This is a genomic window from Streptomyces sp. NPDC008092 (assembly GCF_042957285.1).
Taxonomy (GTDB): Bacteria; Actinomycetota; Actinomycetes; order Streptomycetales; family Streptomycetaceae; genus Streptomyces.
Genome location: NZ_JBIBHY010000020.1, coordinates 124,435 through 140,371, shown reverse-complemented (window position 1 = coordinate 140,371; position 15,937 = coordinate 124,435). Strand labels below are relative to the sequence as shown.

General features: G+C 71.0%; 10 protein-coding genes and 1 pseudogene. 3 read left to right on the top strand and 8 right to left on the bottom strand.

The features are described 5' to 3' along the window. Window positions 1-9: 9 nt before the first annotated feature. Both pruA and ACFZB3_RS44330 read right to left on the bottom strand, forming a co-directional pair. A complete protein-coding gene (pruA, locus tag ACFZB3_RS44335) occupies window positions 10-1,641 on the bottom strand; it encodes an L-glutamate gamma-semialdehyde dehydrogenase (RefSeq protein WP_391388182.1) in 1,632 nt (543 codons plus the stop codon). A 63-nt stretch (window positions 1,642-1,704) separates the two neighbouring features. Next, complete coding sequence (locus ACFZB3_RS44330) at window positions 1,705-2,631, bottom strand: proline dehydrogenase family protein (protein ID WP_391388179.1); 927 nt, start codon at window positions 2,629-2,631, stop codon at window positions 1,705-1,707. 142 nt (window positions 2,632-2,773) lie between these two features. Here ACFZB3_RS44330 and ACFZB3_RS44325 point away from each other — a divergent pair, with 142 nt between their 5' ends. Together ACFZB3_RS44325 and ACFZB3_RS44320 are read left to right on the top strand one after the other, a co-directional pair. Next, a complete protein-coding gene (locus ACFZB3_RS44325; RefSeq protein WP_391388176.1) occupies window positions 2,774-4,072 on the top strand; it encodes a helix-turn-helix domain-containing protein in 1,299 nt (432 codons plus the stop codon). A gap of 81 nt (window positions 4,073-4,153) precedes the next feature. Beyond that, a complete protein-coding gene (locus ACFZB3_RS44320) occupies window positions 4,154-4,735 on the top strand; it encodes a hypothetical protein (protein ID WP_391388174.1) in 582 nt (193 codons plus the stop codon). Window positions 4,736-4,765: 30 nt separating this feature from the next. Here ACFZB3_RS44320 and ACFZB3_RS44315 read toward each other — a convergent pair whose 3' ends face one another. After that, the gene (locus ACFZB3_RS44315) at window positions 4,766-5,341 is read right to left on the bottom strand and encodes a TetR family transcriptional regulator (protein WP_391388171.1); all 576 of its coding nucleotides are present in this window, start codon (window positions 5,339-5,341) and stop codon (window positions 4,766-4,768) included. A gap of 97 nt (window positions 5,342-5,438) precedes the next feature. On the opposite strand from ACFZB3_RS44315, the gene ACFZB3_RS44310 reads away from it, so the two are divergent. After that, entirely contained in the window at window positions 5,439-6,959 is a 1,521-nt protein-coding gene (locus ACFZB3_RS44310) for an MFS transporter (protein WP_391388168.1), read from the top strand. Window positions 6,960-7,024: 65 nt separating this feature from the next. Here ACFZB3_RS44310 and serA read toward each other — a convergent pair whose 3' ends face one another. From serA to ACFZB3_RS44285, 5 genes and pseudogenes are all read right to left on the bottom strand, one after another. Then, window positions 7,025-8,614, bottom strand: coding sequence for a phosphoglycerate dehydrogenase (gene serA, locus ACFZB3_RS44305; protein ID WP_351961304.1), 1,590 nt, complete (start codon window positions 8,612-8,614; stop codon window positions 7,025-7,027). 230 nt (window positions 8,615-8,844) lie between these two features. Continuing rightward, complete coding sequence (gene ilvC, locus ACFZB3_RS44300) at window positions 8,845-9,843, bottom strand: ketol-acid reductoisomerase (protein ID WP_089098583.1); 999 nt, start codon at window positions 9,841-9,843, stop codon at window positions 8,845-8,847. Between the two features lie 141 nt (window positions 9,844-9,984). After that, window positions 9,985-10,509 (bottom strand): acetolactate synthase small subunit, encoded by a 525-nt coding sequence (ilvN, locus tag ACFZB3_RS44295; protein WP_361301446.1) that lies wholly within the window; start codon window positions 10,507-10,509, stop codon window positions 9,985-9,987. A 44-nt stretch (window positions 10,510-10,553) separates the two neighbouring features. Continuing rightward, entirely contained in the window at window positions 10,554-12,404 is a 1,851-nt protein-coding gene (locus tag ACFZB3_RS44290) for an acetolactate synthase large subunit (protein ID WP_391388164.1), read from the bottom strand. 243 nt (window positions 12,405-12,647) lie between these two features. After that, window positions 12,648-15,649, bottom strand: a pseudogene (locus ACFZB3_RS44285) (putative bifunctional diguanylate cyclase/phosphodiesterase). Window positions 15,650-15,937: the final 288 nt, after the last annotated feature.

Below are 15,937 nucleotides of genomic sequence, written 5' to 3'. Positions count from 1 at the left end.
GGCTGAGGGTCAGCCCATGTGCGGGTACGCGTAGTCGGTCGGCGCGACCAGCGTCTCCTTGATCGCGCGGGTCAGCGTCCAGCGCAGCAGGTTCTGCGGGGCGCCGGCCTTGTCGTTGGTGCCGGAGGAGCGGCCGCCGCCGAAGGGCTGCTGGCCGACGACGGCACCGGTCGACTTGTCGTTGATGTAGAAGTTGCCGGCCGCGTAGCGCAGCTTCTCCATCGTGTACGCGGCCGCCGCACGGTCGTTGGAGACGACCGAGCCGGTGAGCGCGTAGTCGGACACCGACTCCATCTGGGTCAGCATCTCGTCGTACTCGTCGTCCTCGTAGACGTGCACGGCGAGGAACGGGCCGAAGTACTCGGTGCGGAAGACCTCGTTCTCCGGGTCGCTGCACACGACGACCGTCGGGCGGACGAAGTAGCCGACCGAGTCGTCGTAGGAGCCGCCCGCGACGATCTCGCAGGACGGGTCGGTCTTCGCGCGGTCGATCGCGGCCTTGTTCTTGGCGAACGCGCGGTCGTCGATCAGGGCGCCGACGAAGTTCGACAGGTCGGTGACGTCACCCATGGTCAGGTAGTCGACCTCGGCGGCGAACTCCTCGCGGAAGCCGTCGTTCCAGATGGACGCGGGGATGTAGGCGCGGGAGGTCGCCGAGCACTTCTGGCCCTGGTACTCGAAGGCACCGCGGGTGAGCGCCGTCTTGAGGACGGCCCGGTCGGCGCTCGGGTGGGCGACCAGGAAGTCCTTGCCGCCGGTCTCGCCGACCAGACGCGGATACGAGCGGTACTTCTCGATGTTGTTGCCGACCGTCTTCCACAGGTACTGGAAGGTCTTGGTGGAGCCGGTGAAGTGGATGCCGGCCAGGTCGCGGTGTTCGAGGGCGACCTTGGAGACCTCGATGCCGTCGCCGGTGACGAGGTTGATGACGCCCTTGGGCAGACCCGCCTCCTCCAGCAGCCGCATGAGCAGCACGGCGGCGTGGGTCTGGGTCGGCGACGGCTTCCACACGACCACGTTGCCCATGAGGGCCGGCGCGGTCGGCAGGTTGCCCGCGATTGCGCTGAAGTTGAACGGCGTGATCGCGTAGACGAAGCCCTCCAGCGGGCGGTGGTCGAGGCGGTTCCAGACGCCCGGGGAGTTGGCCGGGGGCTGCTCGGCCAGGATCTGGCGGGCGTAGTGGACGTTGAACCGCCAGAAGTCGACCAGCTCGCAGGGGCTGTCGATCTCGGCCTGCTGGGCGGTCTTGGACTGGCCGAGCATGGTGGAGGCGGCGATCGTCTCGCGCCAGGGGCCGGCGAGCAGTTCGGCGGCGCGCAGGATGATCGCGGCGCGGTCGTCGAAGGACATCGCGCGCCAGGCGGGCGCGGCGGCGAGGGCCGCGTCGACGGCGTCCCGGGCGTCCTGCTGGGTGGCGTGCCGGCCGGTGCCGATGACGGCCTTGTGGTTGTGCGGCTGCACGACCTGGAAGGGCTCGCCGCCGCCGAGCCGCTTCTCGCCGCCGATGGTCATCGACAGCTCGATCGGGTTCTCGGCCAGCTCCTTGAGCTTCGCCTCCAGGCGGGTGCGCTCGGCAGAGCCGGGGGCGTAGCCGTGCACCGGCTCGTTGACGGGGGTGGGGACCTGGGTCACAGCGTCCATGGGATCCGTAACTCCTTGTACGTGAGCGGGTGTTGCAGGGAGGCGGGCGGGTGGGACGGCGCTTCAGCCCTTGCTGAGCATCGAGCGGACGAAGAAGCGCAGGTTGGCCGGCTTCTCCGCGAGCCTGCGCATGAAGTAGCCGTACCAGTCGGTGCCGTAGGCGGTGTAGACGCGCATGCGGTGGCCCTCGGCGGCGAGGCGCAGGTGTTCGTCGCTGCGGATGCCGTACAGCATCTGGAACTCGTACTCGTCGGGCTTGCGGCCGGCGCGCCGGGCGAGTTCCTGGGCGATGGAGATGAGGCGCGGGTCGTGGGAGCCGACCATCGGGTACCCCTCGCCTTCCATCAGGGTCCGCAGGATCCGCACGTACGCCTTGTCGATCTCGTGCTTCTGCTGGTAAGCGACCTCGGCGGGCTCCTTGTAGGCGCCCTTGACCAGGCGGACCCGGCTGCCGGCCGCGGCGAGGCGGCGGGCGTCGGCCTCGGTGCGGAAGAGGTAGGCCTGGATGACGCAGCCGGTCTGCGGGAAGTCCCGGCGCAGCTCCTCGTGGATGGCGAACATCGAGTCGAGGGTGGTGTGGTCCTCGGCGTCGAGCGTGACGGTCGTACCGATGGCGGCGGCGGCCTCGACGACCGGGCGGACGTTGGCGAGGGCCAGCTCGTGACCGCCGTCCAGCGCCTGGCCGAACATGGACAGCTTCACCGACATCTCGACCCGCTCGCCCAGGCCCAGCCCGCGCAGCCGCTCGACGAGCGCGAGGTAGGCGTCCCGGGCGGCGGTGGCCTGCTCCGGGGTGGTGATGTCCTCGCCGACGACGTCCATCGTCAGCTCCAGGCCGCGGCCGGTGAGCTCCTCGATGATCGGGACGATGTCCGCGACCGACTCGCCGGGGATGAAGCGGTCGACGACCTGCTTCGTCACCGGGGCCGCCGAGATCAGGCGTCGCATCCGGTCGCTGCGCGACGCGGCGAGAATCACGGGACCCAGCACGGGGCACCTCCACAACACATGCCAGACAGGCCGCGATCCGACGGTTTGGATACGGCACGGGGAACCACCGTGAAAGTTAAGGATCCCTCCGATCGTGTGCCATCGACAGCTGTCACGCATCCGTGCCGCGGATCTCAGACAGATGTATGAAGGCGTCCGTGAATTGCGGGAGAATGCCCGGGTGACGTCGGAATTCAAGAGTGACTACCAGGAGCTGGTCGACGAGATCTCGGAGCTGCTCGGCGTCCCGGCGACCCTGGAGAACCGCGACTTCGAGCTGATCGCCTTCGGTGCGTACGACAGTGAGGGCGACCTCGATCCGTCGGCGCTGGACCCGGTCCGCACCCGCTCGATCCTGACCCGGCGCTCCACGACGGCGGTCCGCACCTGGTTCGAGGGCTTCGGCATCACCCGGGCGACCGGGCCGGTCCGGATCCCGCCGACCCCGGAGGCCGGGGTGTACCGGGGGCGGATCTGCCTGCCGGTACGCCATCGGGGTGTCGTCCTCGGCTATGTGTGGCTGCTCGACTCGGATCCGGGTCCGACGGACGCCCAGCTGGCCGCCGCCATGGGCGTGGCGGGGCGGATCGGGGCGCTGCTCGCGGACGAGGCGCAGGCGGGCGCGGGGCTCGGCCGGGAGCTGCGGGCGGTGCTGGTCGCGGAGGGGGGCTGGCAGCGGGACATGGCGGTGGCCGAGCTCCGTACCGCCCTGGGCGCCCGCGCGGACGTCCCGCACACCCTGGTCTGCGTCGCCCCCTGGCCGTCCGCCGACCCGGACGACGCGCCGTCCCCGCGCACGGTCCCGCACGCCACCGCGCTGTGCGCCCTGCCCTGGGGGGCCGCCGGCCACAGCCTGGCCGTCCTGGTCCGGCTGCGCAGCACGGACACCGCCACGCCCGCCCTGACGGCCGCCGCCCGGCTGCTCAGGGACGCGGAGGAGGCCCGGTCGGCGGCGGCACGCGGCGCCGGGGCGCGGACGGCGGCGGCGGTGGCCGCGGGATCGGCGGGGCCGGTCCCGGGCGCGCAGGCCTGCGCCGCGGGCGTGGGCGGGGCCCGGACCGGGCTGGCCGAGCTGGGCGCGGTCTGGCAGGAGGCGTCGGCGGCCGCCCGGGCCGCGCTGGCGGAGCCGCGGTTCGGGCCGGTCGCTCGGTGGGCGGACATCGGCCCCTACCGCCTGCTGACCGCGCTGCCGCCGCAGGCCCCGCAGGACCCGGCCGTGGCCCCTCTCCTCACCCCGGCCCACCACGAACTGGCCCGCACCGCCGAGGTCTACCTCGACCACGCGGGCCAGGCGGGCCGCACGGCCACCGCGCTCGGCATCCACCGGCAGACCCTGTACTACCGCCTGTCCCGCGTCGAGCAGCTCACCGGTCTCGACCTGGACGACGGCGAGGACCGCCTGCTGCTGCACATGGCACTGAAGGGGGCCCGGCTGGCCTGAGGCGCGCCTTCCGGGCCGTGCGCGGAGGCCGGTCGGCGTATGCTCCGCGTGTTCACATCAAGGATGTCGGCGGGGGCGGACATGGGCGATTCGGGTCCGGACATACGGCAGGGCGAGGCGGCGGCCTCGCCTGCGGAGGAGAACGGCGCGGGCGAACGGCCCCGGCCGGGCCGCCGGTCGGCCGCGCTGGGGATCGCGGGGCTGGCCCTGACGGGCCTGGCCGCCGGAGCCGTCTGGCTCTTCCGGGACGACCTGCCCCAGCCGCTCGGCGACGAACGGGCCTGCGCCGGAAGCGAGCAGCGGCTGCCGGACCGGATCCTCGTCGGGGGCACGCCGATCCCGTCCGACGCCTCCGACGTGCACTACTTCACCCGGAACGGCAGGGCCGACCTGTCCTTCCGGAGCGGCCTGCTCTCCGGCTACCTGCGCGGCGCGGGCATCCTGCCGGCGGGCGCGGACCTGTTCGACGAGCGCCACGGCAGCGTCGGCGTGGCCGGCGAGCCGTACAAGCTCCCGGACGGCCTGTGCGGACCCACCCTGCAGAGCCCCGTCTGGTACTACGACGTCGCCGACGGCGTCCGGGTCACCGTCGAGCGGTCGCCGCTGTACGGCGACGCGCTCCGGTTCCCGGCCCGCACCGTGATCACGTACCCGCTCGGCTGACCGGCGCACGGCACCGGCCCGTCCGGCGCGTCAACTCCGGTTCGCGGCCTCGACGATCCGGCGCAGCCCCTCGGCGAGGGTGTCGCCGTCGGGCGCGGTCTTCGGGTCGAAGGTCCACTGCGAGATGAGGCCGGACATCAGGGTCATGTAGAAGCGCCCCAGGGTGTCGGCGGTCTCGTCGGACACCTCCTCCTCCGGCACGCCCATCAGCAGTGACGTGAGCCCACGGCCGCCCTCGCGCTGGGCGCGCGCCAACTGGTCGCGCACCTCCGGCATCCGGTCGCCCATCGTCACGATCTCCACGCCGAGCCGCCACATGGAGCCGGGCCCGCGCATGCTGTCGACGATGTTCGACCACACCTCCCGGAACCGTTCGAGGGAGCCGGGCGCCCCGGCCAGTCCCCCGTCGCCGCCCTCGAAGGACATCTCCTCCACCAGGGCGATGTAGGCCTGGGCGAGCAGCGCGTCCTTGGAGCCGTAGTGGTAGCCGATCGAGGCGAGGTTGGTGCCCGACTCCTTGACGATGTCGCGCGCCGTCGTCCGCGCGAACCCCTTCTCCAGCAGGCAGCGCTTGGCGCCTTCCAGCAGATCCTCACGGTGTCCCATGCCGACCACCCTACCCGGATTCCATACAGTCGTCCTAGACGCATGACTTATACAAGCGTTCTAGACACACGTTTAAGACGCCCGTACATTCCTCGGTATGACGAACCCGACGAGCACGACCGCAACCACTCCACCGGACACCAACGCCCTGGCCGGGCGGCGCGAATGGACCGCGCTCGGCGTGCTGATGCTCCCGCTGCTCCTGGTCTCGATGGACGTCTCGGTCCTCTACTTCGCCCTCCCGGCGATCGGCGCGGACCTGCGGCCGAGCGGCACCCAGCAGCTGTGGATCCTCGACATCTACGGCTTCGTCCTGGCCGGCCTGCTGATGACGATGGGCGCCCTTGGCGACCGCATCGGCCGCCGGCGCCTGCTCCTGTTCGGCGCCGCGGCCTTCGGCGGCGCCTCGCTGCTCGCCGCCTACGCGGACAGCGCCGGGACCCTGATCGCCGCCCGCGCGGTCCTCGGCATCGGCGGCGCGACCCTGATGCCGTCGACGATGGCGCTGCTGCGCACGATGTTCACCGACCCCGGCCAGCGCGCGAAGGCGATCGGCCTGTGGTCCGGGGTGATGACCGGCGGGATCGCGCTCGGCTCGGTGATGAGCGGGATCCTCGTCGAGCACTTCTGGTGGGGCTCGGTCTTCCTGGTCAACCTCCCAGCGATGGCCCTGCTCCTGCTCGTCGGCCCGTTCCTGCTGCCGGAGTCCCGGAACCCCTCCCCCGGCCGCTTCGACTGGCTGAGCGTCCCGCTCTCGATGGCCGCCGTGCTCCCGGTGATCTACGGCGTCAAGGAGATCCCCTCCGAGGGCTGGCACCCGCTCTACGTCGTCTCGGTCACCGTCGGCCTGCTCTTCGCCGCCCTCTTCGTCCGCCGGCAGCGCACCACCGGCTCTCCCCTGATCCCGCCGGCCCTGCTGAAGGGCCGGGGCTTCACCCCGGCCCTGGTCCTGAACCTCGTCGCCTCGCTCGCCATGATGGGCTCGGCGATCTTCACCACGCAGTACCTGCAGTCGGTCCTCGGGATGAGCCCGCTCGCGGCGGCGCTGTGGAGCCTGCTGCCCTCGGTGTTCATCGGAGCCGCGGGGCCGCTCACGGCGCAGCTGGTGCAGCGGGGCGCCGACCGGGGATACGTCGTCGCCGGCGGCTTCGCGGCCATGGCGGCCGGGTTCGTGCTGCTCGCCCTCGTCGGCACCGACTCGCTGTGGCTGGTGCTGACCGGCGCCGGCGTCCTCGCCTGCGGGATGGTCGCGATCGTCTCCCAGCTGACCGACCTGGCGATGGGCGGCGCCCCGGTGGAGCGGGCCGGGACGGCGTCCTCGCTCCTCGAGACGTCCGCGGAGTTCGGCGGTGCGCTCGGCATGGCCGTACTGGGCTCGATCGGTACGGCGGTCTACCGCCACGAGATGCCGGCGACGGCTCCGGCCGGGGCCCGCGAGACCCTGGGCGGCGCGCTGGCCACGGCGAGCCGGCTGCCGGGGCCCGCGGGAGAGGCCCTGACCCGGACCGCACGGGAGGCGTTCACCAGCGGGATGCAGGGGGCGGCGATCGCGGGGGCGGTGCTGCTGGTGCTGGCGGCGGTGGGGGCGGGGGTGACGCTGCGCAGGCTCGGTGAGTAGCAGGACATGCGAACGGCGGGCGGGCTGACTTGCGTCAGCCCGCCCGCCGTTCGCGGAAGTTGCCGCTACACGAGGTTCACCGAACGAGCCGACGTGGCCCCGATCTCCGCCTCGACCTCGGCCAGCACGCCGGAGGCCACCGTGTCGTCGACGGTGAGCACGGCCAGCGCCTCGCCACCCGCCGCCGCACGGGCGACCTGCATACCGGCGATGTTGATCCCGGCCTCCCCCAGGATGCGGCCGACGGTGCCGACGACACCCGGCCGGTCCTCGTACCGCAGCACCAGCAGGTGGTCGGCGATCGCGAGGTCCACGTCGTAGTCGCCGACCGCGACGATCTTCTGGAGGTTCTTCGGGCCGGACAGCGTGCCGGAGACCGAGACCTCCTCGCCGCTGCCGAGGGTGCCGCGCACGGTCACCACGTTGCGGTGGTCGGCCGACTCCGAGCTGGTCGTCAGCCGGACCTCGACGCCGCGCTCCTGCGCGAACAGCGGCGCGTTGACGTACGACACCGTCTCGTCGACGACGTCCTCGAAGACGCCCTTGAGCGCCGAGAGCTCCAGCACCTTCACGTCGTGCTGGGTGATCTCGCCGTAGACCTCGACGTCGAGGCGGACCGCGACCTCACCGGCGAGCGCGGTGAAGATGCGGCCGAGGCGCTCGGCGAGCGGCAGGCCCGGCTTGACGTCCTCGGCGATGACGCCGCCCTGGACGTTGACCGCGTCCGGGACCAGCTCACCGGCGAGGGCGAGGCGGACCGACCGGGCGACCGCGATGCCCGCCTTCTCCTGGGCCTCGTCGGTGGAGGCGCCGAGGTGCGGGGTGCAGACGACCTGGTCGAGCTCGAAGAGCGGGGAGTCGGTGCACGGCTCCTTGGAGTACACGTCGAGGCCGGCGCCGGCGACCCGGCCCTCCTTGAGCGCCGCGTACAGCGCCTCCTCATCGACGATGCCACCGCGCGCGGCGTTGACGATCCGCACCGACGGCTTGACCTTGCGCAGCGCCTCGTCGCCGATCAGGCCGACCGTCTCCGGTGTCTTCGGAAGGTGCACGGTGATGAAGTCGGCGACTTCGAGCAGTTCGTCCAGGGAGAGCACCTTGACGCCCATCTGGGCGGCGCGGGCGGGCTGGATGTAGGGGTCGTAGGCGACGACCTTCATGCCGAAGGCGGACATGCGCTGCGCGACCAGGGCGCCGATGCGGCCGAGGCCGACGACACCGAGGGTCTTCTCGGCGAGCTCGACGCCGGTGTACTTGCTGCGCTTCCACTCACCGTTCTTCAGCGCCGAGTTGGCCTGCGGGATGTGGCGGGCGCTGGAGATCAGCAGACCGCAGGCCAGTTCGGCGGCGGTCACGATGTTCGAGGTCGGGGCGTTGACGACCATCACGCCGGCCTTGGTGGCGGCGGAGACGTCGACGTTGTCCAGGCCGACGCCGGCTCGTGCGACGACCTTCAGCTTCTTGGCCGCGGCGATGGCCTCGGCGTCGACCTTGGTGGCGGAGCGGATCAGGATCGCGTCCACGTCGGCGATGGCGGGGAGCAGCTCGGCTCGGTCTGCTCCGTTGGTGTGCCGGATCTCGAAGTCCGGGCCCAGCGCGTCGACGGTGGCGGGCGACAGCTCTTCAGCGATGAGTACGACAGGTTTCGAGCTCACGTGAGTCCTCACATGTCCAATGCGGACGGCCGTCCCGACGGCCGCTGGCGGTGGAGGTTGGCTAGCCGCGTGGAGACGCACGACGCTGTGGGCCTGACGCGTATGTAGTACGGCAGTGTAGTGGCGTGGCGGGAGTCGTCCTGCGCCTCCGCGGAAGGATCACCCGTCCGAGATTCGACGGGGCGGACAACAGGGCCGGGGCGGCTCGCCCCGGCCCTGTCACCTGGGGCTCACGCGTCTTCGTTCACCCAGGACATCAGCTTGCGCAGCTGCTTGCCGGTGGTCTCCAGCAGGTGCTCGGAGTCCTGCTTCTTGTACTCGTTGTACTTCTTCAGACCGCCGTGGTACTCGTCCATCCAGTTGTTGGCGAAGGTGCCGTCCTGGATCTCGGCGAGGATCTGCTTCATCTCGGCCTTGGTGGCGTCGGTGATGATCCGCGGGCCGGTGACGTAGTCGCCCCACTCGGCGGTCTCGGAGACCGACCAGCGCATCTTCTCCAGGCCGCCCTCGTACATCAGGTCGACGATGAGCTTCAGCTCGTGCAGGCACTCGAAGTAGGCGATCTCCGGCTGGTAGCCGGCCTCGACCAGGGTCTCGAAACCGGCCTTGACCAGGGCGGAGGTACCACCGCAGAGGACGGCCTGCTCACCGAACAGGTCGGTCTCGGTCTCCTCGGTGAAGGTCGTCTTGATGACGCCGGCGCGGGTGCCGCCGATGCCCTTGGCGTACGACAGGGCGAGCGCGAAGCCGTTGCCGGTGGCGTCCTGCTCGACGGCCACGATGCACGGCACGCCGCGGCCCTCCTCGTACTGACGGCGGACGAGGTGGCCCGGGCCCTTGGGGGCGACCATGCAGACGTCGACGCCGGCCGGGGGCTTGATGAAGCCGAAGCGGATGTTCAGGCCGTGGCCGAAGAACAGCGCGTCGCCGTCGTTCAGGTTCGGGGCGATGGACTCCTCGTAGACCTGGGCCTGGATCGGGTCCGGGACCAGGATCATGATGACGTCGGCCTCGGCGGCGGCCTCGGCCGGGGTCACCACGCGCAGGCCCTGCTCCTCGGCCTTCGCCTTGGACTTGGAGCCCTCGTGCAGACCGACACGCACGTCGACACCCGAGTCGCGCAGCGACAGGGCGTGGGCGTGACCCTGGCTGCCGTAGCCGATGACCGCGACCTTGCGGCCCTGGATGATGGACAGGTCGGCGTCGGCGTCGTAGAACAGCTCGGCCACTTTGGGTTCTCTCCTTGGTGTGCAGGTGTTGCGTCCCACCGTATGACGGCGGGCGGAAGGGAAGTTTCGGGGTCTCGGTATACGGGCGGCCGGCGCGCCGCGAACGACCGTCGGCCGCCCGTATCAGGCCTTGCTCAAGCCTTACGCAGATCGGTCGAGGGCGCGCAGCGACCGGTCGGTGATCGAACGGGCCCCGCGCCCGATCGCGATGGTGCCGGACTGCACCAGCTCCTTGACGCCGAACGGCTCCAGCATCTTGAGCATGGCGGTGAGCTTCTCGCTGCTGCCGGTGGCCTCGATGGTGACGGCCTCCGGGGAGACGTCGACGGTCTTGGCGCGGAACAGCTGGACGATCTCGACGATCTGGGAGCGCGTCTCGTTGTCGGCGCGCACCTTCACCAGAACGAGTTCCCGCTGAACGGCCGAACCCGGCTCCAGTTCGACGATCTTGAGCACCTCGACGAGCTTGTTGAGCTGCTTGGTGACCTGCTCCAGCGGCAGCGCCTCGACGCTCACCACGATCGTGATGCGGGAGATGTCGGCGTGCTCGGTGACCCCGACGGCGAGCGAGTCGATGTTGAAGCCGCGGCGGGAGAACAGGGCGGCGATCCGGGCGAGGATGCCCGGCTTGTTCTCCACCAGGACGGAGAGCGTGTGCTTGGACATTTTTTCTGCGTCTCTCTCTTGACGTCTGTCTTGACGGCTCTCGCTCAGTCGTCTTCGTTGTCGCCGAAGTCGGGGCGGACGTCCCGGGCGGCCAGGATCTCGTCGTTGGAGGTGCCGGCGGCGACCATCGGCCACACCATGGCGTCCTCGTGGACGATGAAGTCGACGACGACGGGACGGTCGTTGATGGAGTTGGCCTCTTCGATGACCTTGTCGAGGTCGTCCGGGGACTCGCACCGGATGGCGTAGCAGCCCATGGCCTCCGACAGCTTGACGAAGTCGGGGACCCGGGTGCCGCGGGCGTCCGGGTTGACGTCGTCGGGGCCGGAGTGCAGCACCGTGTTGGAGTACCGCTGGTTGTAGAACAGGGTCTGCCACTGGCGGACCATCCCGAGGGCGCCGTTGTTGATGATGGCGACCTTGATCGGGATGTTGTTCAGGGCGCAGGTGGTCAGTTCCTGGTTGGTCATCTGGAAGCAGCCGTCGCCGTCGATCGCCCAGACGGTCCTGTCGGGCTGTCCGGCCTTGGCGCCCATGGCGGCCGGGACCGCGTAGCCCATGGTTCCGGCACCGCCGGAGTTCAGCCAGGTGGCGGGCTTCTCGTACTGCACGTAGTGCGCGGCCCACATCTGGTGCTGGCCGACGCCCGCCGTGAAGATCGTGCCCTCGGGGGCGAGCTGCCCGATGCGCTCGATGACCTGCTGCGGCGAGAGCGACCCGTTCTCCGGCAGGTCGTAGCCCAGCGGGTAGGTCTCGCGCCAGCGGTCGAGGTCCTTCCACCAGGCGGTGTAGTCGCCCCGGTTGCCCTCGCTGTGCTCCTTCTGCACCGCCTGGATCAGGTCGGCGATGACCTCGCGGGCGTCACCGACGATCGGCACGTCGGCGGCGCGGTTCTTGCCGATCTCCGCGGGGTCGATGTCGGCGTGGACGATCTTCGCGTACGGGGCGAAGCTGTCCAGCTTGCCGGTGACGCGGTCGTCGAAACGGGCTCCGAGGGCGACGATCAGGTCGGCCTTCTGCAGCGCGGTGACGGCGGTGACCGCACCGTGCATGCCCGGCATTCCCACGTGCAGCGGGTGGCTGTCGGGGAACGCGCCGAGCGCCATCAGGGTGGTGGTGACGGGCGCTCCGGTGAGCTCGGCGAGAACCTTGAGCTCGGCGGTGGCGTGCGCCTTGATGACGCCGCCACCGACGTAGAGGACCGGCCGCTTCGCGGCGGTGATCAGCTTGGCGGCCTCGCGGATCTGCTTGGCGTGCGGCTTGGTCACCGGGCGGTAGCCGGGCAGGTCCATGACCGGCGGCCAGGAGAAGGTGGTCTTCGCCTGCAGGATGTCCTTGGGGATGTCCACGAGGACCGGGCCGGGACGGCCGGTGGAGGCGATGTGGAACGCCTGCGCGATGATCCGCGGGATGTCCTCGGCCTTGGTGACCAGGAAGCTGTGCTTGGTGATCGGCATGGTGATGCCGACGATGTCCGCCTCCTGGAAGGCGTCCGTACCGATCGCGGCCGAGACCACCTGGCCGGTGATCGCCACGAGCGGCACCGAGTCCATGTTGGCGTCCGCGATCGGGGTCACCAGATTGGTCGCACCCGGGCCCGAGGTCGCCATGCAGACGCCGACCTTGCCGGTGGCCTGCGCGTAACCGGTGGCCGCGTGACCGGCGCCCTGCTCGTGCCGGACCAGGACGTGGCGCACCCGGGTGGAGTCCATCATCGGGTCGTACGCCGGCAGGATCGTGCCGCCGGGAATGCCGAATACCGTGTCAGCGCCGACCTCCTCAAGCGAGCGGATGAGGGACTTCGCACCCGTGACGTGCTCGACGGTCGGGGTCTGCTGTCCTCCGGAACGGGGCCGCGGCTGCGGATGGTGGGCCCCGGTGGCCTGCTCGGTCATCGGCATTCTCTTCTCGATGCTGAGGGTTTTTGCGAGGTTCGTACGGATTTTCGCTGCCGTACGTCTGGTGCTGGTGCAACAAAAAACCCCTCGTGCCAAAAGGCAAGCGAGGGGAGCGCGCCGGTGTGGTCGCTGGGGATTCCGGATCGTCCTCCGGTGGGTCCCAGCTCAGCCGACGCGCTGTCCAAGTACGAGAATTCGGGTGCGCATGGGACTGACCCTCCCTCCGACGCGCACCACGTGTCAAGCGGGTGGGACGGGAGTCTCATTATGTGAGCGTAGGCCACTTACGGCTCCGGGCACGGCGGGTACACCAGCGGGTACACCACTGGTGTACACCCCCGAGGCCCTTTTCACTGTGCGCTCACCTCCGCGGCCCTCCGCCCCTCCGGCTCTCTCACGCCCCCCGCGAAGGCCGGTTCGGCCGGTGCGTGCGGGACCGGATAGTGGCCGGAACCGAGCGCCCGGCGCAGCCGGTACTCGTCCACCGGGCCGGAGAACGCCATGCCCATCCCGTGCGTGCACCCCATCGCGCGGAGCACCGTGACCTGCTCGGGCAGGTCCACGCCTTCGGCCACGGACTGCAGGCCGAGGTCGCAGGCGATCCGCAGCAGCCCGCTGGTGATCTTGTGCAGGCGGGCCGACTCGACGACCCCCTCGACCAGGCTGCGGTCGAGCTTGAGCACGTCGACGGGGAGCTTGCGCAGGGCCGTGATCGCCGCGTAGCCGCTGCCGAAGCCGTCCAGCGCGATCCGGACACCGTGCCGGCTGAGCGCGGTCAGCCGCCGCTCCAGCTCGTCCAGCGGGACCCGGGGGTCGGTGTCGGACAGCTCCAGGAGCAGCGCCCCCGAGGGCAGCCCGTGCCGGGTGAGCAGGGCCTCCACCGAGCCGAGCGGCGAGGACCGGTCGAGCAGCCGCCGGGCGGAGGTCCGGACGGCGACCGGCACCACGAGTCCGCTCGCGGCCCGCTCGGCGGCCTGCTCGACCGCCTCCTGGAGGATCCAGCGGTCCAGCTCGGCCGTCTTGTCGCTGTCCTCGGCGACCCGCAGGAACTCGGCCGGCGTGAACAGCACGCCCTGCGAGGAGCGCCAGCGCGCCTGCGCGGAGACCGATTCGATCCGGCCGTTCTCCAGGCAGACCACGGGCTGGTGCAGCAGCGCGAACTCGCCGTCGTGCAGGGCGGCCCGGAGCCGGGTGGCCAGTTCCGCCTTGCGTACGACGTCCTGCTGCATCTGCGGCTTGTAGAGCTTGACGCGGCCCTTTCCGGCCGACTTGGCGCGGTACATCGCCAGGTCGGCGTTGCGCAGCAGCTCACCGGCGCCGAGACCCGGTTCGGCGAAGGCGACACCGATGGACGCGTTGACACGGACATCGTTGCCGTCAATGGCGTACGGCTGGGAGAGGGTCACCCTGAGGCGGTCGGCGAGCTCCAGGATGTGCCGCTCCCGGGCACTGCGGTCACGGGTGCCGTCGCCGACGATCAGCGCCGCGAACTCGTCGCCGCCCAGCCGGGACGCGGTGTCGCCGTGGCGGACCGCGTCCTGGAGTCTGCGCGCGGCCTGGACGAGCAGTTCGTCCCCGGCCTGGTGCCCGATCGTGTCGTTGACGGCCTTGAACCCGTCCAGGTCGATGAAGAGCACCGCCGTGTTCCTGAGGGCCGGGCCCCGGTCGGAGGAACGGCGGCCGGACAGGGCCTGCTGCACGCGCCGGGTGAACAGGGCGCGGTTGGGCAGGTCGGTGAGCGGGTCGTGCTCGGCGTTGTGCTGGAGCTGCGCCTGCAGGCGCACTCTTTCGGTCACGTCCCGGCTGTTGAAGATGAGGCCGCCGTGGTGGCGGTTGACGGTGGACTCGACGTTGAGCCAGCCGCCCTCGCCGGACCGGAACCGGCACTCGATGCGGGTGGTGGGTTCCTCCAGGGAGCTGGCGGCGAGGAAGCGGCGCACCTCGTGCACCACGCAGCCCAGGTCCTCCGGGTGGATGAGGTTGGCCAGTTCCGAGCCCACCAGGTCCTCGGCGGACCGGCCGTAGACCCCGGCGGCGGCCGGGGAGACGTAGCGGAGCATGCCGTTCGGCGCGGCGATCATGATGACGTCGCTTGAGCCCTGCACCAGGGAGCGGAAGTGGTTCTCCTGCTGCGCCAGTTCCTGGGTGAGGGTGATGTTGTCGAGCAGCATGATGCCCTGCCGCACGACGAGCGCGAGGACCACCAGGCCGGCGGTGATCAGGACGACGTGGTCCGGGCTGCGGCCGTTGAGGACGTTGTAGAGGATGCCCAGGGTGCAGACGGCGGCGGCCAGGTACGGGGTGAGCGCGGCCAGCGAGCCGGTGATCGGGCGGCCCGCCGGGTACCGGCTGTGATCGCCTCCCGGGGCGGGCGCCGGCGGCTGCTTGGCCGCCGGGGCACGGCCGCCGGGCACGTGCTCGTGGACCACGCGCGTGTGCCCCTCGGGGTCCTGGGCGCCCGGTGGCCGGGGCGCGGCCCAGGGGGCGTACGCGAGCAGCAGCGAGCCGGCGAACCAGCCGGCGTCCAGCAGCTGGCCGGAGCGGTAACTGCTGTGCAGCAGCGGCGAGGTGAACAGGGCGTCGCACATCACGGTCAGGGCGAGGGCGCCGATCGCGGTGTTCACCGCGGTGCGGTTGCCCGGCGAGCGCCGGAAGTGCAGCGCGAGCACCATGCTGACCAGGGCGATGTCCAGCAGCGGGTAGGCCAGCGAGAGCGCGGTGTGCGCGACGCTGGGCCCGTCGAACCGGGCGGCCTGGGCGAGCGCGAGGCTCCACGACAGGGTGAGCAGCGAGCCGCCGATCAGCCAGGCGTCCAGCGCCAGGCAGATCCAGCCGGCCTTGGTCACCGGCCGCTTGGCCAGCACCAGCAGACCGACGATGGCGGGCGGCGCGAAGCACAGGAAGAACAGGTCGGCGTAGCTGGGGCTGGGCACGGGGCGCTGGAGCACGACCTCGTACCACCCCCATACCGCGTTGCCCAGGGCCGCCATCGCCGAGGAGAGGGCGAACAGCAGCCAGGCAGGTCGAAAGCGGACCCGCGGGGAGCGGGCGTAGAAGAAGCACGACACGGCGGCGGTGCCGGCGGCCGCGGTCAGACCGAAGTCACCCATGAACAGGGCGATCTGGTTCGAGCCCCAGTCGAGCGCGGAACCGACGGCGTATCCCGCGCAGATCAGGGCCAGGACGAGTTGGCGGACCACGCCGGTCCCGCCGCCGGTGGCCGGCGGCCGGGGATGCGGCATCCCCGCCGGAGGCTGTGCCCGCAGCGCTCCGGGGAGGGTGGTCGGCACGGGCGTCGACGCTGTCACCGGAGGCTCCCGGTCCGCGCCGCTGTCGGGTCCCGCGGGTCCCGGTGCGCTGGGTGAGCGTGCCTCCTGCGCCCGCTGTGCCTGCGGTGGTGGTGATGGCTGGTGTGGTGGCCGCGTCTGCGCGCAGCTGTGCGCCAGGGTCGCCGCCGGCGGCTCCGCCGCGTCGGATCGTTCGTCCATAGGCCGTGCATCGCCCGTCGCCCCCCTCACAAATCTGAAATG